Below are 22,084 nucleotides of genomic sequence, written 5' to 3'. Positions count from 1 at the left end.
GCCCGTCGTACTCCCCACCGCACCGCGGAGGTGGTGACCGACGCACGGCGCGTGAATCCTGGTGCCGCGGGCGGCCCCGGGCCCTAGGATCGGGGGTCGGCCGTAGGGGGGACCGTGGATCCGGAGATCGTCGCACTGGCAGGGACGGCGGGCACGACCGTCGTCACGCTGATGGCCACCAACGCCTGGGAATCGGCGAGGGACGGCGTGGTCGCCCTGTGGCGCCGCTTCCAGCCGGCCAGAGCCGAGAACATCGGTGAGGAGCTGGACGCCGGCCGGGAGGAGCTCCTCCTCGCCCGCCGGACCGGTGACGCCGAGTCCGAGGCCGAGCTGGCCGCCGAATGGCAGGGCCGCGTACGACGGTTCCTTCTGGCCCGGCCGGAGGCCGCCGACGCGCTGCGCCGCATCCTGGACGAACTGAACCCCTCGCCCCCACAGGAGCCGGGCACGGAGCGGGTCCGGCTGCAGGCACGCGCCTCGGGCAGCGCCCGGATCTACCAGGCCGGACGCGACCAGCACATCACCGAACGATGAGCGCGCCGACGCCGATGGAGGGACGCGCCTCGGGCAGCGCCCGGATCTACCAGACCGGCGGCGACCAGTACATCGAGGAACACGTCCACCACTACGCCCCGGGCGCGGCCCCGCTGTTCGGGAACCCGTGGACGGGCCCGGCCGAGCCCCGGGGAGCCGCTCCCGACTCCGTCCGCATGCCCCTGGTCGGCCGCGCGCCCGGCATCCTGCGGGACCGCACCGACCTCATGCGGCGCCTGCGGGACGCCGTGGCCGGACCCGGCGGCGACATCCACGTCCTGCACGGAATGGGCGGCTGCGGCAAGACGGCCGTCGCCCACACCCTGTTCACCGAGGCCGTACGGGACCACGGCCGCGTCGGCCTGTGGATCAACGCCTCCGAGCGGGTGTCCCTGCGCGCCGGCATGCTCGCCGCCGCCGGCGACCGCGGCGCCGCCTCCGGCGAACTGGCCGCGGCGGCCGGTGGCCAGCGCGCCGCCGCCGACCTGGTCTGGCACTACCTGGACCACTCGGCGCAGCCCTGGCTGCTGGTCCTCGACAACGCCGACGACCCCGGCATCCTGGAGGAAGGCGCCTGGCTGCGCCCGAGCCCCTCGGGAACGGTGCTGGTGACCACCCGCCACGCGACCTCCCCGCTGTGGCGCACCCCGGAAACGACCAGCCACCGGCTCGGCGTGCTTCCCCTGGAGGACGCGACCCGGGTCCTGTGCGACCTGGCCCCGGACGCGGGCACGCCGGAGTCCGCGCGGAAGGTCGCCCAGCGCCTGGGCTGCCTGCCCCTGGCGCTGACGCTGGCCGGGACGCATCTGGCCCACCAGCTGCTGGAGTCGTGGTCCATGGACGAGTACGAACGGAAACTGGGCGAGGAGTCGACGGCCCTGGTCGACCGGGGCGCGCCGGCGACCGGGAGCGGACAGTCCCGTCGCCTCGTGGGCCGCACCTGGCAGCTCTCCCTGGACAGCCTCGCGGAAGGCGGCCTGCCGGAGGCGACGACCCTGCTGCGGCTGCTGTCCTTCTGGGCGGCGGACCCCGTGCCGCTGTCGCTGCTCACACCGGCGGCACAGGGCGGAACCGGCCTCGGACACCTCGATCCGCCGTTGCCCGCCTCCCGGGTCGAACCGGCCCTGCGCGCGCTTCTCGACCACTCGCTGATCGACCTGGTCGAGACGGACGGGCACCGCTGCGTGAAAGCCCACGGGGTACTGCTGGACGCTGTCGCCGCGGGGGTGCCCGACGCGGAGCGCGCGCTCCTGGCGGAGTCGGCGGGCCTGCTGCTGCGGGCGGCACTGCCGCGGGAAGGCGCCGCGTCGCCGCGGGCGCGTTCCCAGGTGCGGCTCCTGGCACCGCACGCGACCGGCCTGCTGCACCGGTCCCACCGCCACGGCCTGGTGACGGCCGAATCCGTACGGACCACGGTGCGTCTCGCGCGGCTGGTGTACGAGGCCGGGGACTGGACCGCCGCGCTGGCCCTGGCCTCCACCGCCGCCAGGACGGCCGCGGAGCACCTGGGGGACGAGCACCCGGCCACCATCGAGGCCCGGTCGGGCCAGGGCCCCGTCCTGTTCCGACTCGGCCGGTACGCCGAAGCCGCCCGCCTCCTGCGGCCGGTGCACCAGGACGCGCTGCGCACGCTCGGACCCCATGACGCGCGCACCCTGGACGCGGCCTACGAACTGCAACGGGTGCTGCACCGCCTGGGCGACCTGGCCGAGGCCCGTACGCTGCTGGAAGCGGTCCTGGACGGTCGCCGCCACGTGCTCGGCGAGGACCACGTCGCCACCCTCAAGACGCGCTGCGAGATGCTGGAACTCCGTCTCTCCCAGCACGAGTCCGACCACTACACGGAGGCGGCCGGGGAACTGGTGGGGGACTGCGAACGCCGTCTCGGCCCCGACCACCTGGTGACCGTGTGGGCGCGTGACGCACTGGCGCGGGGACTCCTGCGCTCCGGCCGGGGTGCCGAGGCCGAGGACCTCTTCCGCCGGGCGCTCGCCGGACAGCGGGCCGGGTACGGGGACGACCATCCGCTGGTCCTCGGGGTGCTCCTCCAGCTCAGCCGGGCCCAGTACGCGCAGGGCAAGCGGGAGCAGGCCGCCGAGAGCGCGCGTGAGGTGGCCGAGCAGCGGGCCGCGATCCTGGGCGAGGAGCACCCCGAGACCGTCGCGGCCCGCGCCTGGTACGCCGAGGTCCGGGCCGCGACGCCCACAGGCGAGGCCGCCGGCCCTTGAGGCCGTCGAGGACGGGACGACCGAGCGGACCGTCACGAGGCGGGCCGGACGAATCGCGGCGGTCAGTAGTCAGATGAAGAGGCGCTCGTACTTGACCCCTGCGACGAACGACGCCCACCCGGCCGACGAGAAGACCAACGCGGGTCCCTCGGGAACCTTGGAGTCGCGGACGGGGACGCCTACCGGGTGGTCGTCCAGAACCTCCAGGCAGCTGCCGCCCTCGCTGCCGCTGTAGGAGGACTTACGCCAGCCGGTCAGCGCGGCAGCGTTCGAGATGGTTGGTTCAGTCATGATGCCCGTAATCCTTTGCTGTCGCCCTCAGCAGAGCCAGTGACTCCTTGAGCGGCAGAGCGTCGCTCAGTGCGAGAGCGTAACGACCTTGCAGCTCCTGAACCATGGCCGGGGAGTCGTGCACCTTCCCCATGCGAACCCCCTCGCTGTATGCCACCGGTGGTTGGTCGTCGAACCACATCAGCGTCAGCATGCTCTCCAACAGTGGGTGGAACCCCAAGGAGCGCGGTAGTACGTGCACGCGGACCCGTCTTGCCTCCGCCAGCCTGATGATGTGGGTGATCTGCTCGGCCATGATCTCTGGGCCGCCGATCGGCCGGTCCAGGACGCTCTGGTCCAGAAGCGCCCACACTACTGGTGACACGGGATGCTCAAGGATCTTCGCCCGCTCCAGCCGTGTGACGACGAGCCTGTCACATTCCTCTTCACTCAAAGGAGGGTAGGAGGAGCCCAGGACCGCACGTGCGTACCCTTCCGTCTGGAGGATGCCGGGCACGAAGGAGAGTGCGAACTCCCGAATTTCGGCGGCCTGTTGTTCGAGTACATGGGCCGCTTCGAAGTGCTTCGCCACCGCGCTGTCGTCATCCGGCAGGAAGCTGCTGAGCACATCGCCCGTGTTCAGCGCCCTGTCGAGGCGTCTCGCGTCCTCCTTGGACGGGGTGCGCCGGCCCGCCTCGATGTGGGCGATGTGCGAACGCGTCATGACGGCGGCCGTGGCCAGCTCCTGCTGAGTCAGCCCGGCCGCCTCGCGCTGCGCCTTCAACCACTCCCCATAGATGTTGCTCAACGTCAACTCCCATGTGACAGATGCGTTGTCACCTCCGACCCCCTGGCGAGCCTAGCCCGGCCGGTCTCACTCTGTGAGCGGATCGCTACCCAGCGATGTCCATGCGCGTCGACCTGCCCTCGGGCACGGAAGACCCCCGCGACCGTTGGCGACGGCCCGGGGCATGGCCCTCGACCACAGGGGAATCGAAGACGTGTTGAACCGTATCGCCCGCCTCGTCGAGCCGCTGCTGCGGCTCCTGTGGCCCGCCTCCGGGCGCCATCGGCACCGTGCCGAGGGAGGGGCGCGACCCGCCCCCGCGCCGGCCGCCCCCGGCCGCCGCCCCTCCCCGCACGAAGCCCTTCTCCGCGGCGAGGACTCCCGGCTCGTCCGCCCCTACCTCCTCGCCCACGAACAACGTGCCCGAGCCGGGCGGCAGTGTGCCCGCCGGCGGGCCCTCTGGCTCGCCGTGCACGGCATCGACGTGGGGCCACGGCACATCCACGGTACCGACGTCGGCTCGCGCCGCATCCGGGACGCCGAGGCGGTCGCGGCATGATCTACGAGAGCCATGACGCCCCCGCCCCCACGGGCAGCCGGCCCCGGCTCCTCCCCTGGTCCAGCCTCGACGGCAATCCCTGCTATCTCGTCACCGACGACACTGGCACCGGCCGTCTCTCGCGCCTCGCCGACGACGTCGAAACCGTCCAGCTCGGCATGGCCGACGACCTTCTCGGGCACGCCGTCGACCTTCTGGGCGACGGCAAGGCCACCGTGCCCCAACTCCGTTACCTGACAGCTCGCTTGGCCGAAGCGCTCCATGACGTGCACCGCATCGCCCGCAGCAGGGGAGAGCGTCTCGCCGTGCCCCGCGGCGACGAGGACTCCGGCACCTGACCCGCCCCCTTTGCCGATCTGGGGCGGCGGCTCTGGACGGGAGACGTCCGGTAAACCGGGCCGGACTCCCTCCGCGAAAGAGGGAGTCCGGCCGCGGCAGTGCCTACCAGATCGCCTCCACCCACTCCGGGTGGTCGACGAACGGGTTGCGGTTGTGCTGGTAGGAGTCGTAGATGACCTGGTTGCGGCGCTCCTCGAAGGCGTCCGGCGGGTCCTCGTCGTTCCACGCCTTCAGCACGGCGAGCTTGCCGATGTACGGCTTGCTGCCGTTGTTCACGCTGCTGTTGACCTCCAGGTCGGGCCGGCCGTCGTCGCCCTCGTAGCGGACCGCCATGTAGAAGATCATGCGGGCCACGTCGCCCTTGACGGCGTCGCGGGGTTCGAAGGAGTCGGAGTCGGTGAGGCTGCCGCCGCCGTTGCTCACGGCGCTGCCGCCGTCGTCGAAGTCCTTGTTGCCCCGGACGCTGTTGACGGTGACGTCCTCGGGGCGCAGGTGGTGCAGGTCGGTGCCGGGCCCGATGGAGGTGCCGAAGTCGCCGTGCGACTTGGCCCAGACGTGCTCGCGGTTCCAGTCGCCGGTGTCACCGCCGTTCAGCGACTTGCTGCGCGAGACGCCGGAGTAGAGCAGGATCACGTTGCCGCTGTCGGCGGGGTCCTGGTCGGTGTTCTTCAGCGCGTCCCAGACGGCCGAGTAGGAGAGCTTCGTCTGGTCGCTGATGATCGTGTGGAGCGAGGACTTGAGCGCGGCGCCCGTCTTGCCGACCGCGTCCTTGTAGTACGTCGAGTCGTAGTCGCCGGCGGTGACGGTGGCCGTGGCCGTCGCCGGGGTCGCCGAGAGCGTGGGGGCGGCGATGCCGACGAGGGCGGCGGCGGCCAGCGCGGTCGCCCTCCGACGCCGCCTGCCTGCGGATGTGCGTATCGCGAGCATGTGGGGTGTCCGATCTACGCGGGTTGATGACTGGGTGATACCGCAGAGAGTGACATGGGCATGCGACCGGCGGCGTGAAGGGAGGGTGGCGATTGCGTGACGGGGCGCGGGACGGCGAACCACCCACGGGCTGTTGCCGTATGAGGCCGCGTCACCTATCGTCGTCCGACGTGAACACCGGACCGGCCCTGGGCCACACACGGATCGGCGACCCGGTGGTGGGCTGACCCCGCGCCGGGTGCGCGGCAGGCGCCCCCTCGGTTCGGCACGCGGACCTCCACGTGCTCGTGCACCACGACGAGCCCGTTTCCGCGCCGAACCCACCGTGAGGTCACCCGCATGGCAGCCACGTTCAACCACACCATCATCGCGTCCCAGGACCGCGAGGAATCCGCCCGTTTCTTCCGGGAGTTGCTGGAAGCCCCCGCGGCTCCGTCCTGGGGGCCGTTCACCAACGTCCAGCTGGCCGACGGCGTCCTGCTCCAGTTCGCCGAGCCGCCGGTCGAGATCCAGATGCAGCACTACGCGTTCCTGGTCGACGACGACCTCTTCGACCGCGCGTACCGGCGCCTGTGCGACCGCGGCATCGAGCACTGGGCCGACCCGCAGATGCGGCGCCCCGGCGAGACGAACACCGGGCACGGCGGCCGGGGCGTCTACTTCAAGGACCCGTCCGGCCACGCGATCGAACTGATCACCCGCCCGTACCTGTGACCGGTGGCCACCCGGCCGGGCGTCCCCGCGGGGCGTCCGGCCGGGCGGACCGGCGCCCCCTCACGGGACTTCCTCCGGCGGCCCCGCCGCGGCCCAGGGGCGGAGCAGGTCGCGCAGCAGCCCTCTGAACGCCCCGTCCAGCCTGCCCTCCCACTCCCGGTCGCCGACCGCTTCGACGCAGAGGGCGGCGGGGCGGGCGATCCACAGAATTTTCCAGGGCAGGTCGTGCAGCGCGGGATCGCTCCACACCCCGCCGTGCGGGGCGAGCGGGTGCAGCAGGTCGCTGACGTGTTCCGTCACGACGCCCACCAGCAGCCCGTCCACGGCCCCGTGCACCCGCGGGAACGCCTCACGGGCGGTCCGCGCGACGGCGGCCGTCGTCGGATGGCCCCGCACCACGCGTACGACCTGACACAGGTGCTCGATGATGCCCGGCACGGTGCCGTCGCTCGGGTGGGTCCGCTGCGCGGTGCGGAAGGCCTGAGCCAGCTCCGCCTTCAGCGCCGGCAGATGCAGGGCGGAGGCCGACTTCCAGTTCGTCCAGAGGAAGTTGCGTGAGACCCCGCACGCCCGCGCGACGGCCGCCAGGGATACGTCCAGACCGTCGTCCCGCATCAGCGTGCGCACCGTGTTGATCACATGCCCGGTGCCGAGAGGGTTGCGCTCCATGGCACCCAGCATCGAAAAAACGTGAGCACTCGGCACCGGAACGTCCTCGGTCCACTCAGATGAGCGACCAGAGGACAGTGGGGGCCGGATCGCTCACGCTTTTTCGGAAGGGGGACAGAGGCGGGCGGGTCCACCGGGGGCACGGCGGCACCCCGTGGTGCGCGGGCATAGTGATCACCTCTGGCGGACCGAAGCAGGAGGCGGTACATGGAGTTGATCAAGGAGCTCGGAGACCCCCGGCAGTTCCAGGACGCTCGCGAGGCCCTGATGTCCCAGGGGCGGTCGGTGGTACCGCCACTGCTGCGGGAGATGCTGGACGAGTCCTCGCCGGTGGACTGGTTCCAGATCAAGCTGCTCATCCACGCCATCGGACCGGCCGCCTATGACGACGTGCTGGCGGCCCTGGAGGCGGCCCACGACGAGGAGACGAGACGGCGGGCGGGCGCGGCCTTCAGCGGTCTGGGCGCGGTCGACCGCTATGCCGAGGCACTGTCCCACCCCTCGGCGACCGTCCGTGAGTCCGCCGCCTTCGGCATCCAGTCGGCGTGCTCGGTGATGTTCGACCGCACCCCCGCGTACCAGGGCGACATGGCCCCGGTGATCGAGGCGCTCGTCCCCCTCCTCGCCGACCCGGACCCCCACGTCGCGCAGCGCGCCCTGTGGGTGCTGCCGATGCTGGGGGACGCCGTCCTCGAACCGCTGCGGCGGATACGGCGCGACGGCCCGGGGGCCCTGCGGGCCCGCGTCCTCACCGCGCTGGCCTCGGCCGGCGGCGAGGAGGCGCTGTCCGAGCGGGACCGGGCGGCCGTGGCGCGGCTGATCCGGATCAAGGCGCTCGACGACCGGGCCGAGCCGCTGGAGGGCTGCTCCGCCTCCTGGATCGCCGTCCCCGGCGGGGACAGGACGGGCATCACGGGCGCCCTGGGCCTGTCCGGCGAACGGCTCGCGACCTTCGCACTGGGGCACAGCGTCGTCCTCCACGACAGCGACGACCGGCCCGACCACCGCCGCGTGTACGTCACCCCCGAGGTGGACGGCTGGACGCTGATCGTGGGGCCCTGGTGCAACCCCGTCGACCCGGAGCGCGCCGACGGGGTGCTCGAAGCCGTCACCGCACTGAGCCGCCGCTACGGCCGCGCCCAGGCGTACCACTTCGGCGAGCACGGCGGCGGATCGGGCTGGGCCCTGGCCGAGCACGGGACCGTGGTGCGCCGCGCCGACGCCTCCTCCTGCGGCGGCGGGCAGATCCCCGAGCTGGGCGAGCGGCTTCCCGAGGAGCTCGCCCTGCACGCCGAGTGGGCGGAGGACGACGAGGACGCCGAGTGGGAGGACACCGCCCCGTACATGGCCCCGGACCTCGCACTCCGGCTGGGCGCGACGAACCCCTTCGCCCTGGGCCCGCGCACCGCGGTCCGCGGCCGGGGCGTCGTCGCCCTCACCCCGCTCGCGGCCGAACAGGGCCCGCCGACAACGGGGGCGTACCGCGTCTGAGGGGTCCGCCCGAATGTTGCGGCGGGATGAAATCCCCGCTCGCCCGTGTTGGTGCCTTGCGGTAGATCAGGTGAAGCAGGACGACGGACGACCGACCGGAGGACACCGCGTGGACGCGCAACGGGGATGGGCACGACGACTGGCGGGATACGCCTGGCGGTATCCCAAGGACGTCGTCCTCGCTCTCGGGTCCTCCCTCGGCGGCATGGCCGTCATGGCCCTCGTCCCGCTGATCACCAAGGTGATCATCGACGACGTCATCGGCGACAAGAGCAGGTCCATGGCCACCTGGGCCGGTCTCCTGATCGGCGCCGCGCTCGCCGTCTACGGCCTCACCTACGTGCGCCGCTACTACGGCGGCCGGCTCGCCCTCGACGTGCAGCACGACCTGCGCACGGACATGTACGGCACGATCACCCGGCTCGACGGGCGACGGCAGGACGAGCTGTCCACCGGCCAGGTGGTCGGACGCGCGACCAGCGACCTCCAGCTGATCCAGAGCCTGCTGTTCATGCTCCCGATGACCATCGGGAACGTCCTGCTCTTCCTGATCTCCCTGGTGATCATGGCGTGGCTGTCGCCGCCGCTCACCCTCGTCGCCGTCGCCGTCGCGCCCGCCCTGTGGTTCATCGCCCGGCGCAGCCGCACCCGCCTGCACCCCGCCACCTGGTACGCCCAGGCCCAGGCCGCCGCCGTCGCCGGCGTGGTCGACGGCTCGGTGAGCGGCGTACGCGTCGTGAAGGGCTTCGGGCAGGAGGAGCAGGAGACCGGCAAGCTCCGGGAGGTCGGGCGCAGGCTGTTCGCCGGACGGCTGCGGACCATCAAGCTGAACGCCACCTACACCCCCGCCCTCCAGGCCGTCCCCGCCCTCGGCCAGGTCGCCATGCTCGCCCTCGGCGGCTGGCTGGCGGTGCGCGGGCACATCACCCTCGGCACGTTCGTCGCCTTCTCCACCTACCTGGCCCAGCTCGTCGGCCCGGTCCGCATGCTCGCCATGGTCCTCACCGTCGGCCAGCAGGCCCGCGCCGGCACCGAACGCGTACTGGAGCTGATCGACACCGAGCCGTCCCTGACCGACGGCACCAAGGAGCTGCCGGCCGACGCGCCCGCCACCGTCGAGTTCGACGACGTGTCCTTCGGCTACGACCCGGACCGGCCCGTCCTCGACGACCTCTCCTTCGAGATCCGCTCCGGCGAGACCCTCGCCGTCGTCGGCTCCTCCGGCTCCGGCAAGTCCACCGTCTCCCTGCTCCTGCCGCGCTTCTACGACGTGACGCGCGGCGCCGTCCTCGTCGGCGGCCACGACGTGCGCGAGCTGACCCTCGACTCGCTGCGCGCCGCGATCGGGCTCGTGCCCGAGGACTCGTTCCTCTTCTCCGACACCGTGCGCGCCAACATCGCCTACGGCCGCCCCGACGCCACCGACGAGGAGATCGAGACCGCCGCCCGGGCCGCGCAGGCCCACGGGTTCATCACCGAGTTGCCCGACGGCTACGACACCACCGTCGGCGAGCACGGCCTGACCCTCTCCGGCGGCCAGCGCCAGCGCGTCGCGCTCGCCCGCGCGATCCTCACCGATCCCAGGCTGCTGGTTCTGGACGACGCGACGTCCGCCGTGGACGCCCGTGTCGAGCACGAGATCCACGAGGCGCTGGCCCACGTCATGCGGGGCCGCACCACCCTGCTGATCGCCCACCGCCGCTCCACCCTCGGCCTCGCCGACCGCATCGCCGTCCTCGACCAGGGCCGCCTCGCCGACATCGGCACCCACGAGGAGCTCCAGGAACGCTCCGCGCTCTACCGCCGCCTGCTCACCGACCCGGACGAGCTCGGCGGCGTCTCGCCCGGCCACGCCCGCCCCGCCGAGCGGCGGGAGGACACCTCCGTCCGCGACGAGCTGGACGCCGAGTTCGACGCCGAACGCGGGGTCACCCCACGGCTGTGGACCGGCGACCGCGCACCCAAGGACACCGCCCTCGCCGGCACCCCGGCCACGCCCGAGCTGCTCGCCCGGGTCGACGCCCTGCCCCCGGCCACCGACACCCCGGACGTCGACGAGGCCCGCGCCGTGCTGCCGGAGGAGTCGTACGGCCTGCGGCGCCTCCTGCGCGGCTTCGGACGCCCGCTGCTCGTCAGCCTCGCCCTGGTCGCCGTCGACGCCGGCATGGGCCTGCTGCTGCCAGTCCTGATCCGGCACGGCATCGACGACGGCGTCACCCGGCTCGCCCTCGGCGCGGTCTGGGCGGCCTCGCTGCTGGGCCTGCTCGCCGTGCTCGCCCAGTGGGCGGCGCAGACCGGCGAGATCCGCATGACCGGCCGCACCGGCGAGCGGATCCTGTACGCCCTGCGCCTGAAGATCTTCGCCCAGCTCCAGCGGCTCGGCCTGGACTACTACGAGCGCGAGCTGACCGGCCGGATCATGACCCGGATGACCACGGACGTCGACGCGCTGTCGACGTTCCTCCAGACGGGCCTGGTCACCGCCTTCGTCTCGGTCGTCACCTTCTTCGGCATCATGGTCGCCCTGCTGGTGATCGACGTGCAGCTCGCCCTGGTCGTCTTCGCGACGCTGCCGCCACTGGTCGTCGGCACGTTCTTCTTCCGCCGGGCCAGCGTGAAGGCGTACGAACTGGCCCGCGAGCGGGTGTCGGCGGTCAACGCCGACCTGCAGGAGTCCGTGGCCGGGCTGCGGATCGTGCAGGCGTTCCGGCGCGAGCGCGACGGCGGGCGGCGGTTCGCCGAGCGCAGCGACAGCTACCGTGAGGCCCGTGTCCGCGGCCAGTGGCTGATCTCGGTGTACTTCCCGTTCGTGCAGCTGCTGTCCTCGGTGGCGGCGGCCGCCGTGCTGGTCGTGGGCGGCACGCGGATCGACGACGCCACGCTGACGACCGGCGCGCTGGTGGCCTACCTGCTCTACATCGACCTGTTCTTCGCTCCCGTCCAGCAGCTCTCCCAGGTCTTCGACGGCTACCAGCAGGCGACCGTCTCCCTCGGCCGGATCCAGGAGCTGCTGCGCGAGCCCACCTCGACCCGGGCCGCCGAGAAGCCGGCCGAGGTCACGTCCCTGCGCGGCGAGATCGCCTTCGAGGACGTGCACTTCTCCTACGGCGACGACGAGCCGGCCCTCACCGGTGTCGACCTCACCGTCCCGGCCGGGCAGACCGTCGCGTTCGTCGGCGAGACCGGCGCGGGCAAGTCGACGCTGGTCAAGCTGGTCGCCCGGTTCTACGACCCGACGGCGGGACGGGTCACCGTCGACGGGCGGGACCTGCGCGACCTCGACCTCACCTCCTACCGGCACCGGCTGGGCGTCGTCCCGCAGGAGGCGTACCTCTTCCCCGGCACCGTCCGGGACGCCATCGCCTACGGGCGTCCCGAGGCCGGCGACGCCGAGGTGGAGGCGGCGGCGCGTGCCGTCGGAGCCCACGAGATGATCGCCACGCTGGAGGGCGGCTACCTCCACGAGGTCGCCGAGCGGGGCCGCAACCTCTCCGCCGGGCAGCGCCAGCTGATCGCGCTGGCCCGCGCCGAACTGGTCGACCCGGACGTCCTGCTCCTCGACGAGGCCACCGCGGCCCTGGACCTGGCCACGGAGGCGCAGGTCAACCAGGCCACCGACCGGCTGGCGGGCCGCCGTACGACCCTGGTCGTGGCCCACCGGCTGACCACGGCCGCCCGCGCGGACCGTGTCGTCGTCATGGACCACGGACGGGTCGTCGAGGACGGCACGCACGACGAACTGCTGGCGCTCGACGGGCGGTACGCGCGGCTGTGGCGGACGTTCACCGGGGCGGCCGAGCCGGAGCAGCCGGTCGGCGCGTCCCGCTGACGGCCACGCGTACTCGCGCAACCATTCGACCCGGCCCACGCGTCCGTACACCCGTACGTCAGTGATCACCGTACGGAAGGGGTCGCCGTGGGCAGGGGTGGAGGCGGAATACGCCGGCGGCTGGCGGCCGGCGCGGCCGTACTGACCGCGGCGGGACTCCTCGCGGTCGCGGCGCCCCACGAGGTGCGGGCGGCCGCCGCGCCGTGCGCGGGCCGCAAGGTCCGCGCGCTGCCGTTCCCCACCGGGTCCGTGCTCGTCTACAAGCGCGGCGGCTACGTCTGCGCCGTCACCGTCCCCAAGAAGACGGGCACCAAGCGGAAGATGTCCGTCAGCGTGCAGGCGCGCGGCGGCCGGCCGGTCGTCGACGCGGGGCGCTACACCTACCGGGCCGGACCGGTGACCGTGCACGCCGGACAGCGGTGCGTACGGGTGCGCGGCGGGGTGGACCGGGGCGCCGTCAGCTCCGGCTGGATCCTCTGCTGAGACCGGACCGCGCCGACCGTTTCCTCATCTCCCCTGGTGCACGGGTGACTTGCTCCGATAGCTTCCGGCGCACATCTGTTTCACAGGGAGGGTGCATGCGCAAGGCGCTCAGATGGCTGCTGGCGCTCGTGGTGCTCATAGGCACCGCGGCCGGCACGGCGGGGGCGGCCACCGCCGCCGAGCCGAAGGCCGTCGACATCAAGGACCGGCTGCTGTCCGTACCGGGCATGAGCCTGGTCGAGGAGAAGCCGTACCCCGGCTACCGCTTCTTCGTCCTGAACTACACGCAGCCGGTCGACCACCGGCATCCGTCCAAGGGCACGTTCCAGCAGCGGATCACCGTGCTGCACAAGGACGTGAACCGCCCGACGGTCTTCTACACCGGCGGCTACAACGTCTCCACGAACCCGAGCCGGCGCGAGCCGACCCAGATCGTGGACGGCAACCAGGTCTCCATGGAGTACCGCTACTTCACCCCGTCCCGGCCCCAGCCGGCCGACTGGTCCAAGCTGGACATCTGGCAGGCGGCCAGCGACCAGCACCGCATCTTCACGGCCCTCAAGCCGGTCTACTCCAAGAACTGGATCTCCACGGGCGGCTCCAAGGGCGGCATGACCGCCACCTACTACGAGCGGTTCTACCCGCGCGACATGGACGGCGTCGTCGCCTACGTCGCCCCCAACGACGTGGTGAACAAGGAGGACTCGGCCTACGACCGCTTCTTCGCCACCGTCGGCACCGAGGAGTGCCGCGACCGTCTGAACGGCGTGCAGCGCGAGGCGCTGGTGCGCCGGGCGCCGCTGGAGAAGAGGTACGCGGCGTACGCGGCCGACAACGGCTACACCTTCGACACCATCGGCAGCCTGGACCGCGCCTACGAGGCCGTCGTCCTCGACTACGTCTGGGGCTTCTGGCAGTACAGCACCCTGAAGGACTGCGCGGACATCCCGGCCGACGCCGTGAACGCCACCGACGACGCGATCTGGGAGTCGGTCGACACGATCTCCGGCTTCTCCGCCTACACCGACCAGGGCCTGGCCACGTACACGCCGTACTACTACCAGGCGGGCACGCAGCTGGGGGCGCCGACGATCCACTTCCCGCACATCGAGAAGAAGTACATCCGCTACGGCTACCAGCCGCCGCGCAACTTCGTGCCCCGGGACATCCCGATGTCGTTCCAGCCGTGGGCCATGCGGGACGTCGACACCTGGGTACGGCACAACGCCAGCCACATGCTGTTCGTGTACGGCGAGAACGACCCGTGGGGCGCCGAGCGCTTCCGCCTGGGCCACGGGGCGCGTGACTCCTACGTCCTCACCGCCCCCGGCATGAACCACGGCGCCAACGTCGCCGGCCTGGTGCCCGAGCAGAAGGCCCTGGCCACCGCCCGCATCCTCGACTGGGCCGGCGTCGCCTCCGCCACCGTCCAGGAGAACCCGTCGGCGGCCAGGCCGCTGGCGGCGTTCGACGCCAGGCTGGACAAGCGGGACCTGCGGCACGAGTCGACGCTGCGTCCGTAACACCGCGTGACACCCCGGCGGCGTCCGGCCGCTGTGCGCGCAGGCGTTCACAGCGACCGGGCGCAGCCCACCGGGCGTTCGTCGTCACCGAGGCGGACGAACAGGGCGGTCCCGGCGGGGCACCGGTCCCGGTGGGCGACCGCCTCGGCCACCATGTACCGGGGCCTGTGCCCGCCCCCGCCGTCGCACGCGGTCTCGCGGACCTTCCCGCGGCCGGCGTCGTAGAGACAGTCGCCGACGATGGTGCGCGGGCCGCCCCCGCCCCCCGGATCGCCGGGGTGCGGGGGCTGGAGCGACCGCATGCAGGCGTAGCCCTGGGCCACGGCTCCGTCCCCGTCCTCGTCGGCGGAGGGCCGCTGCTCGCTGATGTGCAGGACGAAGTCGGTGGTCGCCGGGCAGGGCGGCCCGCCCGACGCCTTCCCGTCGTGCCGGGCCACGACCCGGGCCGCCGCCCGCTCACCGGCGCACGGCACCTCGGTGAAGCCGACCGTTCCGAACGAGCTGCACTCGTCGACCGCCAGGAACACCGCCCCGTACCCGGACGGCCGGCCGGCCGCCGCCGGCGTCTGCTCGCCGAGCCGCCCGCTCGGCCCCGTCCCGCCGGACGAGGGGGCCTGACAGCCCGCCAGCAGCCCGGCGAGCAGCGCCGAGAGCGCGCACAGCACGCCCGTGAACCGTCTCCCACGCATCGCAGCCCCCCGGGTCCCCCGCCCAGCGTGACCCGCCGCGGCGGGCGCACGCCAGTCGCGCGCGGGTGCTTTGCGCACGGTGACGGGGGGCGCTCCCGGCGCGTGACGTAGGCCGCGCTACGCCCGGTACGACAGGCCGTGGCCGACCGGGTACAGCACCGTCGCCGGATCGTCCGCCCGCACCACCGGTACGGGCAGCTTCCCGCGCGGCCGGACCCGCCCGGCGATGACCCGGGCCGCCGCCCGCACCTCGACGTCCGTCCACGAGTACGCGGCCAGGAAGGCCCGGACGCCGGGCAGCTGGGCCACGTCGTACGGATTGCGGACCGCGACCGCCACCACCGGCTTCCCGGTCTCCAGCAGCCGCGTGACCAGCGTGCGCTGGCCGCTGCCCGCGGTGACGTTGTACGTGGCGACCACCACCGCGTCCACGTCCCCGGCGGCGGCGACCGCCCGGTCGATGACGGCGGCGGACGGCGCGGTGCCCGTGGACAGGGCGGTGGCCGTGAAGCCGAGTTCGTCCAGGGCGTCCGCGAGCGTGGTCGTCGGCGGGCCCGTCGTGCCCGACGGGGAGGCGGGATCGGCGCCGACGACCAGCAGCCTCGGCGTCCGGCGCCGGGACAGCGGCAGCAGTCGCCCCTCGTTGACGAGCAGGGTGGTGCTCCGCTCGGCGATCCGGTCGGCGGCGGCCAGGTGCCCCCGGGTGCCGACCGTGCGGTCGACGTCCCGGCTCCCGGTGTAGGCGTCCTCGAAGAGGCCGAGCTTCGCCTTCAGCCGCAGCACGCGCAGGATCGATTCGTCGAGCCGCGCCTCGGTCAGCTCGCCGGTGCGCACGGCCGTCAGGACCGCGTTCCACGCGAGGTCCAGGTTCGGCGGGTTGAGGAGCTGGTCGACCCCGGCCTTCAGCGCCAGCACCGGCACCCGGTCGTCGCCGTACTTCGTCCGTACGCCCTCCATGCCGAGGGAGTCGGTGACCACGACCCCGTCGTAGCCGAGTTCCTCGCGCAGGATGCCGGTGAGGATCGGGCGGGAGAGGGTGGCCGGGTCGCCGGAGCCGTCGAGCGCCGGGACCACGAGGTGGGCGGTCATGATCGAGTCGATGCCGGCCGCGATCGCCGCGCGGAACGGCGGCGCGTCCAGCTTCTCCCACTGGGCGCGGCTGTGCGTGATGACCGGCAGCCCGGTGTGGCTGTCGGTGGCCGTGTCCCCGTGCCCCGGGAAGTGCTTGGCGCACGCGGCGACGCCGGAGCGCTGGTACCCCGTCACCTCGGCGGCCACCAGCGCGGCCACCGCCTCGGGGTCGGCGCCGAAGGAGCGTACGCCGATCACGGGGTTGGCCGGGTTCACGTTCACGTCGGCCACGGGGGAGTAGTCCTGCCGGATGCCCATGGCGTGCAGCTCGGCGCCGGAGATCTGCCCGAGGCTGCGGGCGTCGGAGCGCGAGCCGTTCGCGCCGACGGCCATCGCGCCGGGGAACAGGGTCGCCGGTTCGCCCACGCGGGCCACTATCCCGTGCTCCTGGTCCGTGGAGATCAGCACCGGCAGCCCGCGCGGCAGTGACAGGGACGCCTTCTGGATGCCGTTGGACAGGGCGGCGATCTGCCGCGGGTCGCGGGTGTTGTGCGCCCAGGCGAAGTAGATGACCCCGCCCACCCGGTACCTGGCGACCAGCTCGGCGGCGGTGCGGACGCCGATCTCCTTGAGGTTGGCGTCGATGTCGGCCTGGTCGGGGGCGGTGGCGGAGTGGCCGTAGACCCGCATCACGAAGAGCTGGCCGACCTTCTCCTCCAGCGTCATGCGGGAGATGAGGGCGCGGAGCCTGTCGTCGTCGGGCCGGCGCGGACCGGCGTAGGCGGTGCCGCCGGCCGCGAGCGCCGCGGTGACACCCGCGGTGGCGGCGAGGACGGTGCGTCTGGAGGGTCGTGCGGTGCTTCCCGGGCCGGCCGTGCTGCTGTTGTGCACGTGCGCTCCTTCCGGAGTGATCCGCTGCGGGATCGCTGGAGGGCTGCTGAAGGAAACTTCCAAGGAGTCACCAATATCCGGGAAGTTTCTGCCAGTCAAGGGAGCGCACAGGAGTCGTGCCGCGGACCGGGCGGGGAGGGTTCGGGGGCCGCCACCGGCGCTCGGGAGGGGGGCGCGCCGGTGGCGGCGTGCTGCCGGCCGCGGTACGGAGGAGAGGGTGGTCAGCGATCGCAGCCAGCAGCGAGGCCGACACCGCACCGTGGTGACTCTTCCGGCAACGTGCGCATTGGACGGGCGGGGCCCGGCCCCGGTTCCCGGTCCGGGCCCGGTTTCCGAAGTCGGTGCCGGTGGGGTCAGCGGGACGTCCGTGCCGGGGACGGACCGGCGTGCGCGGAGACGGCCGGCCAGTGCGCGCGCAGGGCGCGCACGGTCTCCGCGATCGCCGGACGCCGGGCGGCCTCCGTGCGCCACAGCGCGTACAGCCGCCGTACGGGCATCGGGTCGAGCGCCACCTCCACCACGCCGGCGGGCAGCGGGCCGCGCCCCAGCCGGGGGATCACCGCGATGCCGAGCCCGGCGGCGACCAGGGCGACCAGCGTCGGGTTCTCGTCGGCCTGGTGGACGATGTCCGGCTCGTGCCCGACCGTCCGCAGGGTCCGCACCAGCCAGTCGTGGCAGACCCGGCCGGGCGGCTGGCAGATCCAGCGCTGCCCGCCCAGTTCCTCGCGCCGCACGGCCCCGCGCCCGGCGAAGGGGTGCCCCTCGGGGACGAGCAGGTCGCACAGGTCCTCGCCGATCGGCGCCTGCTCCACGCCGGGCGCGGCGGGCAGCGGCGCGATGTCCCAGTCGTGGGCGACGACGAGGTCCACGGCGCCCTTCGCCACCAGGTCCACCGACAGGTGCGGGTCGGCCTCGCCGAGCCGGGCGTCCAGCGCGGGGTGGCGGGCCGCCAGGTCGGCCAGCACGGGGGGCATCAGCCCGCGCGCCGCCGAGGGGAACGCGGCGATGGTCAGCCGCCCCGCCGGCACCCCGCGCCGCTCCTCCAGCTCGGTCTCCGCGCGCTCCACGAGGGCCATCAGTTCGCGGGCGGCGGCGGCCAGTTGACGTGCCTCGTCGGTGAGCCGCACGCCGCGGCCCTCCCGCTCCAGGAGCACCGTCCTGGTCTCCCGCTCCAGCTTGGCGATCTGCTGGGAGACGGCGGACGGGGTGAAGCCGAGCGCGGCGGCGGCCGCCGCGACGGTGCCGTGCACGGAGACGGCGTGCAGGGCGCGCAGACGCTGCAGATCGAGCATGACGGCTCCCGGACCACGAGGAATTAGCGTTGCTTCATCCAACCATGCAGCAATCATCGCTGGTGCTACATGGTCGGGCCGGGTGATCCTCGACGCATGCGACCTTCCCACCTCGCCCTCGGCGTGCTCGTCGCCGCCGTCTGGGGCGTCAACTTCACGGTCATCGAGATCGGCCTCGACCACTTCCCGCCCCTCCTCTTCTCCGCCCTGCGCTTCCTGGCGGCGGCCCTGCCCGCCGTCTTCTTCGTGGGCCGCCCGAAGGTGGCCTGGAAGTGGATCGTGGCGGTGGGCCTGGTGCTCGGGGTGGCCAAGTTCGGCCTGGTCTTCGTCGGCATGGACGCGGGCATGCCGGCCGGCCTGTCGTCGCTGGTGCTGCAGATCCAGGCGGTGTTCACGGCGGTGATCGCGGCGCTCGTCCTGGGCGAACGCCCCACCGGCGTCCGGGTGCTGGGCATGGTGGTGGCCTGCGCCGGCATCGGCGTGGCGGCCGTCGACGAGGGTGCCTCCGGCCCGCTGGGCGCCTTCGCGATGGTGGTCGGCGCGGCGGCCGCCTGGGGCGTGTCCAACGTCCTGACCCGCAAGGCCTCCCCGCCGGACGCGCTGAACTTCATGGTGTGGGTGTCCACCGTCCCCGTCCTGCCGCTCCTCGCCCTGTCCCTGCTGACGGAGGGCTCCTCCCGGGACCTCGCCGCCCTGCGCGGCCTGGACTGGCAGGGCGCGGGCACGCTGCTGTTCGTCGCCTGGGTCTCGACGGTCTTCGGCTTCGGCGCCTGGGGCTGGCTGCTGCGCCGCCACCTCGCCTCGACGGTCGCGCCGTTCTCCCTCCTGGTCCCCGTCTTCGGGATGACGTCGGCGGCCCTGTTCCTGGGCGAGCCGGTGAGCCCGCTGCGGTGGTGCGCGGCGGCCCTGCTGGTGGGCGGGGTGGCGCTGACATCGGTGACCCGCCCGCGCCGCGCGGAAAACCCGTTCGACGGCGACGGGCCGGAGCGGAAGAATCCGGCCGGTGACGTTCACACTGAAGGCACCGGTCCTCGAAGGCACGCTGGTACGGCTGGAGCCGTTGGGTCCGCGGCACGCGGCTGATCTCGCCCTGGCGGCGGAGGAGGAGCGCGGCACCTACGCGTTCACCTGGGTGCCCCGGGCCGAGGAGGTCGGCGCGTACCTGGACGCCCAGGCGGCCCGGGCGGCGACGGGACGGCTGGCGCCGTTCGCGCAGATCTCCCTCGCCACGGGGCGGGCGGTCGGCGCCACGGCGTACTGGGAGCCGCGGTCGTGGCGGGCGGAGGACCGGCTCGACGCCGTCGAGGTCGGATTCACCTGGCTGGCGCGCTCCGCCCAGGGCACCGGCATCAACACCGAGGCCAAACTGCTCCTGTTCCGGCACGCCTTCGAGGTCTGGGACGTCTCGCGGGTCGACCTGAAGACGGACGCCCGCAACAGCCGCTCCCGCGCGGCCATCGAGTCGGTCGGCGCCCGCTTCGAGGGCGTCCTGCGCAACTGGTCCCGCTCCTGGGTGCCGGGCGAGGAGGGACGGCTGCGCGACTCCGCGGTCTACTCGATCACGGCGGCGGAGTGGCCCGGGTGCCGGGCCCGGCTGGAGAGCCGGGTCGCGTCCCGCGAGCTCGGGAAATCCACCGCACGATCCTCTTGAAGCCATAGATGGTCGGACGCCATGACAGGCTACTTGTCTGGTTAATCCTTCACTCGTTTGCCGCGCATCCGGCTGAGTCGGCCGACGGTTAGTGAGGGCATGACCAAGGTAACTGGGGGGAAGCGTCTCCCTTGGGCTTCCGGGCGGAAGAATGCGGTGGGGGACCAGGGCGGAACACCCGTCGTACTCAGGGAAACCGAGCCCATTCTGCGTGATTTCCTGAATGTCATGGGCGAGCTTCAGAAGGATTTCGCCGGACGGTGGGCCGCGACGAAGGAACGGCCCGTCTTCTCGCGGGCCGAGTGACCGGGCCGTGCACGACGAAGAACGATATGGCGGACCGGATTTCTCCCCCTACGACGCACCTCGCCGCGAAGCGGGCCACGGCCGTCACCGCGCACCCGACGACGACCTCTCGCTGCCCCTGCCGGACATGTCCTGGGACCCGGCCGAGGAACTGGCCTTCATGCTCCAGGACGCCCTGGAGGAGCAGCTCCCCCAGACACCGCCCCCCGGGGACGAGGCACCGGCCGCGGCCCCGGCGCCGGGCAGCCCCCTGAAGAACCTCCAGGACATCACGGCCGAGCTGCCACCGCTGAGAGCGTCCGCCCGCAGTCACCGAAAGGTGCGGGAACGACGCGGCCCGCGAGGACTCCAGGCGGTCAGCTACGTCATCGCCGCCGCCATCACCGTCATCACCTCCGCGGTCAGCCTCTTCGGCGGCATGGTCGCCTACGACCCCCTGCGCGTCGTCGCCCTGACCCGTCTGCAGACGGACGCCGTGGCGTGGTGGCCCCTGCTCGTCTACGGCCCCTGGCTCGCGGCGTCACTGTCCGTCCTGCGGGCGGCGCTGCACCGGCGCCGTGCCGTGCACTCCTGGTGCGTCGTCCTGGCGTTCTCGCTCATCGCGATGCTCCTGTGCGTGGCCGCCCAGACACCCAGGACCGTCGTCGACATCGCTGCCGCGGCCCTGCCGAGCCTGGCGTCCCTGACCTGCTTCCAGCAGCTCGTACGCCAGATCACCCTGACCCGGCCGCCCCGGCGCGTCGTGCCCCGGCACCGTCTGCGGTCCTCGTCCCCGGAGGGGGCCGGCGCGGCGCGGGCGCCCGGCCCGGCTCCGGACCCGGCACCGGGCGCCGGCGCCCCGGGCGCGCGGCGCGAGGGCACCCGGGCCGCCGACGGCCACCGGCCGTCGGCGCCCACGGCGAAGACGTACGTGATCAGTGACAACCGGCCGCTGCGGAACCGGGCGCAGCGGCCGGCCGGTCCCTTCCCGCAGCCCCGGCGCTCCGGCCGTCAGGCCGACTCGTTGAGCAGCCGGGCGAGGTGACGGCGGCCCTCGTCCAGCAGGCCGGGCAGCGGGGCGGCCGCCTCGTACCACCGCTTCTCGTACTCCCAGCACAGCCAGCCGTCCCAGCCCTCGCGGGAGAGCACCTCCACGCACTCGGCCAGCGGCAGTACGCCCGCGCCGAGCGGCAGCGGAGTGGTGTCGTCGACGGAGGCGATGTCCTTGACCTGGACGTAGCCGAGGTGCGGGGAGAGCGCCGCGTAGGTCTCCACGGGCTGTTCGCCGCCCAGCCAGGTGTGCATGACGTCCCACAGGGCGCCGACCTGCCGGTGGCCGACCAGACCGAGCACGCGCATCGCGTCGGCGCCGGTGCGGTGCGAGTCGTGGGTCTCCAGCAGGATGCGCACGCCCGCGTCGGTGGCGTGCTCGGCGGCGACGCCCAGGCGCCGGGCGGCCGTCCGGTCGGCCTCCTCGGGGCTCTGGCCGGGGTCGCCGCCGGGGAAGACCCGGACGTACGGGGCGCCCAGGTCGCGGGCCAGGTCGAGCAGGCCGCGGATCTCGGCGACGACGGCGTCGTCGTCACCGGGCGCGGCGACCCGCGCGTACCCCGCGACACCGAGCACCTCGACACCGGCAGCCTTGAACGCGGCGGCGGCGTCGGCCCGTTCGGCGGGGGAGAGGCCGGGGTGGACCGGCTCCTCGGGGTGGGCGCGCAGTTCGACGCCGTGGTATCCGTGGGCGGTCGCGAGCCGCAGCACGTCGGGCAGCGGCAGTCCGGGCAGGCCGAGGGTGGAGAACGCCAGCTTCATGCCCGGGGACCCTACCCGCGATCGGCGCGGGGATTCCCTC

At 73.1% G+C, this 22,084-nt stretch carries 20 protein-coding genes; 12 read left to right on the top strand and 8 right to left on the bottom strand.

The genetic code is table 11. The features are described 5' to 3' along the window. Positions 1-114 precede the first annotated feature (114 nt). Both ACIRFH_RS01465 and ACIRFH_RS01460 read left to right on the top strand, forming a co-directional pair. The gene (locus ACIRFH_RS01465) at positions 115-534 is read left to right on the top strand and encodes a hypothetical protein (protein ID WP_403516516.1); all 420 of its coding nucleotides are present in this window, start codon (positions 115-117) and stop codon (positions 532-534) included. Continuing rightward, a complete protein-coding gene (locus tag ACIRFH_RS01460) occupies positions 531-2,762 on the top strand; it encodes a tetratricopeptide repeat protein (RefSeq protein ID WP_403516515.1) in 2,232 nt (743 codons plus the stop codon). The genes ACIRFH_RS01465 and ACIRFH_RS01460 overlap by 4 nt, the downstream gene beginning before the upstream one ends. A gap of 69 nt (positions 2,763-2,831) precedes the next feature. On the opposite strand, the gene ACIRFH_RS01455 is transcribed toward ACIRFH_RS01460, so the two are convergent. Continuing rightward, positions 2,832-3,053 carry a DUF397 domain-containing protein gene (locus ACIRFH_RS01455; protein WP_403516514.1) on the bottom strand — a complete coding sequence of 74 codons (222 nt, stop codon included), beginning with the start codon at positions 3,051-3,053 and terminating at the stop codon, positions 2,832-2,834. Beyond that, positions 3,046-3,840 carry a Scr1 family TA system antitoxin-like transcriptional regulator gene (locus ACIRFH_RS01450; protein WP_403516513.1) on the bottom strand — a complete coding sequence of 265 codons (795 nt, stop codon included), beginning with the start codon at positions 3,838-3,840 and terminating at the stop codon, positions 3,046-3,048. The genes ACIRFH_RS01455 and ACIRFH_RS01450 overlap by 8 nt, the downstream gene beginning before the upstream one ends. A gap of 193 nt (positions 3,841-4,033) precedes the next feature. Here ACIRFH_RS01450 and ACIRFH_RS01445 point away from each other — a divergent pair, with 193 nt between their 5' ends. Both ACIRFH_RS01445 and ACIRFH_RS01440 read left to right on the top strand, forming a co-directional pair. Next, on the top strand, positions 4,034-4,378 hold the full coding sequence (locus ACIRFH_RS01445) for a hypothetical protein (protein WP_403516512.1): 345 nt from the start codon (positions 4,034-4,036) through the stop codon (positions 4,376-4,378). Continuing rightward, the gene (locus tag ACIRFH_RS01440) at positions 4,375-4,716 is read left to right on the top strand and encodes a hypothetical protein (RefSeq protein ID WP_403516511.1); all 342 of its coding nucleotides are present in this window, start codon (positions 4,375-4,377) and stop codon (positions 4,714-4,716) included. Before ACIRFH_RS01445 ends, ACIRFH_RS01440 begins: the two co-directional genes overlap by 4 nt. A 103-nt stretch (positions 4,717-4,819) precedes the next feature. On the opposite strand, the gene ACIRFH_RS01435 is transcribed toward ACIRFH_RS01440, so the two are convergent. After that, on the bottom strand, positions 4,820-5,644 hold the full coding sequence (locus tag ACIRFH_RS01435; protein ID WP_403516510.1) for an endonuclease I family protein: 825 nt from the start codon (positions 5,642-5,644) through the stop codon (positions 4,820-4,822). A gap of 339 nt (positions 5,645-5,983) precedes the next feature. On the opposite strand from ACIRFH_RS01435, the gene ACIRFH_RS01430 reads away from it, so the two are divergent. Then, positions 5,984-6,358 carry a VOC family protein gene (locus tag ACIRFH_RS01430; protein WP_403516509.1) on the top strand — a complete coding sequence of 125 codons (375 nt, stop codon included), beginning with the start codon at positions 5,984-5,986 and terminating at the stop codon, positions 6,356-6,358. A gap of 60 nt (positions 6,359-6,418) precedes the next feature. Here the strand turns inward: ACIRFH_RS01430 and ACIRFH_RS01425 are convergent, their stop codons facing one another. Further along, positions 6,419-7,027, bottom strand: coding sequence for a hypothetical protein (locus ACIRFH_RS01425; protein WP_403516508.1), 609 nt, complete (start codon positions 7,025-7,027; stop codon positions 6,419-6,421). Between the two features lie 207 nt (positions 7,028-7,234). Here ACIRFH_RS01425 and ACIRFH_RS01420 point away from each other — a divergent pair, with 207 nt between their 5' ends. From ACIRFH_RS01420 to ACIRFH_RS01405, 4 genes are all read left to right on the top strand, one after another. Next, complete coding sequence (locus ACIRFH_RS01420; protein WP_403516507.1) at positions 7,235-8,518, top strand: HEAT repeat domain-containing protein; 1,284 nt, start codon at positions 7,235-7,237, stop codon at positions 8,516-8,518. 109 nt (positions 8,519-8,627) lie between these two features. Then, positions 8,628-12,347, top strand: a complete 3,720-nt coding sequence (locus ACIRFH_RS01415) for an ABC transporter ATP-binding protein (protein WP_403516506.1) — start codon at positions 8,628-8,630, stop codon at positions 12,345-12,347. An 87-nt stretch (positions 12,348-12,434) separates the two neighbouring features. Then, positions 12,435-12,830, top strand: a complete 396-nt coding sequence (locus ACIRFH_RS01410) for a hypothetical protein (RefSeq protein ID WP_403516505.1) — start codon at positions 12,435-12,437, stop codon at positions 12,828-12,830. 95 nt (positions 12,831-12,925) lie between these two features. Continuing rightward, positions 12,926-14,353, top strand: coding sequence for a S28 family serine protease (locus ACIRFH_RS01405; RefSeq protein ID WP_403516504.1), 1,428 nt, complete (start codon positions 12,926-12,928; stop codon positions 14,351-14,353). A gap of 47 nt (positions 14,354-14,400) precedes the next feature. On the opposite strand, the gene ACIRFH_RS01400 is transcribed toward ACIRFH_RS01405, so the two are convergent. From ACIRFH_RS01400 to ACIRFH_RS01390, 3 genes are all read right to left on the bottom strand, one after another. After that, on the bottom strand, positions 14,401-15,042 hold the full coding sequence (locus ACIRFH_RS01400) for a hypothetical protein (protein WP_403516503.1): 642 nt from the start codon (positions 15,040-15,042) through the stop codon (positions 14,401-14,403). Positions 15,043-15,159: 117 nt separating this feature from the next. Next, positions 15,160-17,004 (bottom strand): glycoside hydrolase family 3 protein, encoded by a 1,845-nt coding sequence (locus tag ACIRFH_RS01395; RefSeq protein WP_403516502.1) that lies wholly within the window; start codon positions 17,002-17,004, stop codon positions 15,160-15,162. A 353-nt stretch (positions 17,005-17,357) separates the two neighbouring features. After that, a complete protein-coding gene (locus tag ACIRFH_RS01390) occupies positions 17,358-18,296 on the bottom strand; it encodes a LysR substrate-binding domain-containing protein (protein ID WP_403516501.1) in 939 nt (312 codons plus the stop codon). 96 nt (positions 18,297-18,392) lie between these two features. Between ACIRFH_RS01390 and ACIRFH_RS01385 the strand changes: the two genes are divergently transcribed. The 3 genes from ACIRFH_RS01385 to ACIRFH_RS01375 all read left to right on the top strand — a co-directional run bounded on the left by ACIRFH_RS01385 (position 18,393) and on the right by ACIRFH_RS01375 (position 21,277). Continuing rightward, entirely contained in the window at positions 18,393-19,379 is a 987-nt protein-coding gene (locus ACIRFH_RS01385) for an EamA family transporter (RefSeq protein ID WP_403516500.1), read from the top strand. After that, positions 19,300-19,947 carry a GNAT family N-acetyltransferase gene (locus ACIRFH_RS01380; RefSeq protein WP_403516499.1) on the top strand — a complete coding sequence of 216 codons (648 nt, stop codon included), beginning with the start codon at positions 19,300-19,302 and terminating at the stop codon, positions 19,945-19,947. The genes ACIRFH_RS01385 and ACIRFH_RS01380 overlap by 80 nt, the downstream gene beginning before the upstream one ends. Before the next feature lie 313 nt (positions 19,948-20,260). After that, on the top strand, positions 20,261-21,277 hold the full coding sequence (locus ACIRFH_RS01375) for a DUF2637 domain-containing protein (RefSeq protein ID WP_403516498.1): 1,017 nt from the start codon (positions 20,261-20,263) through the stop codon (positions 21,275-21,277). Here the strand turns inward: ACIRFH_RS01375 and ACIRFH_RS01370 are convergent. Further along, the gene (locus ACIRFH_RS01370; protein ID WP_403516497.1) at positions 21,244-22,044 is read right to left on the bottom strand and encodes a sugar phosphate isomerase/epimerase family protein; all 801 of its coding nucleotides are present in this window, start codon (positions 22,042-22,044) and stop codon (positions 21,244-21,246) included. The two genes, ACIRFH_RS01375 and ACIRFH_RS01370, sit on opposite strands and share 34 nt — an antisense overlap. Positions 22,045-22,084: the final 40 nt, after the last annotated feature.

It is taken from the genome of Streptomyces sp. NPDC093586, assembly GCF_044764905.1.
Classification (GTDB): Bacteria; Actinomycetota; Actinomycetes; order Streptomycetales; family Streptomycetaceae; genus Streptomyces.
The sequence above is the reverse complement of the archived record's forward strand: the minus strand, read 5'-3'. Positions and strand labels throughout refer to the sequence as shown.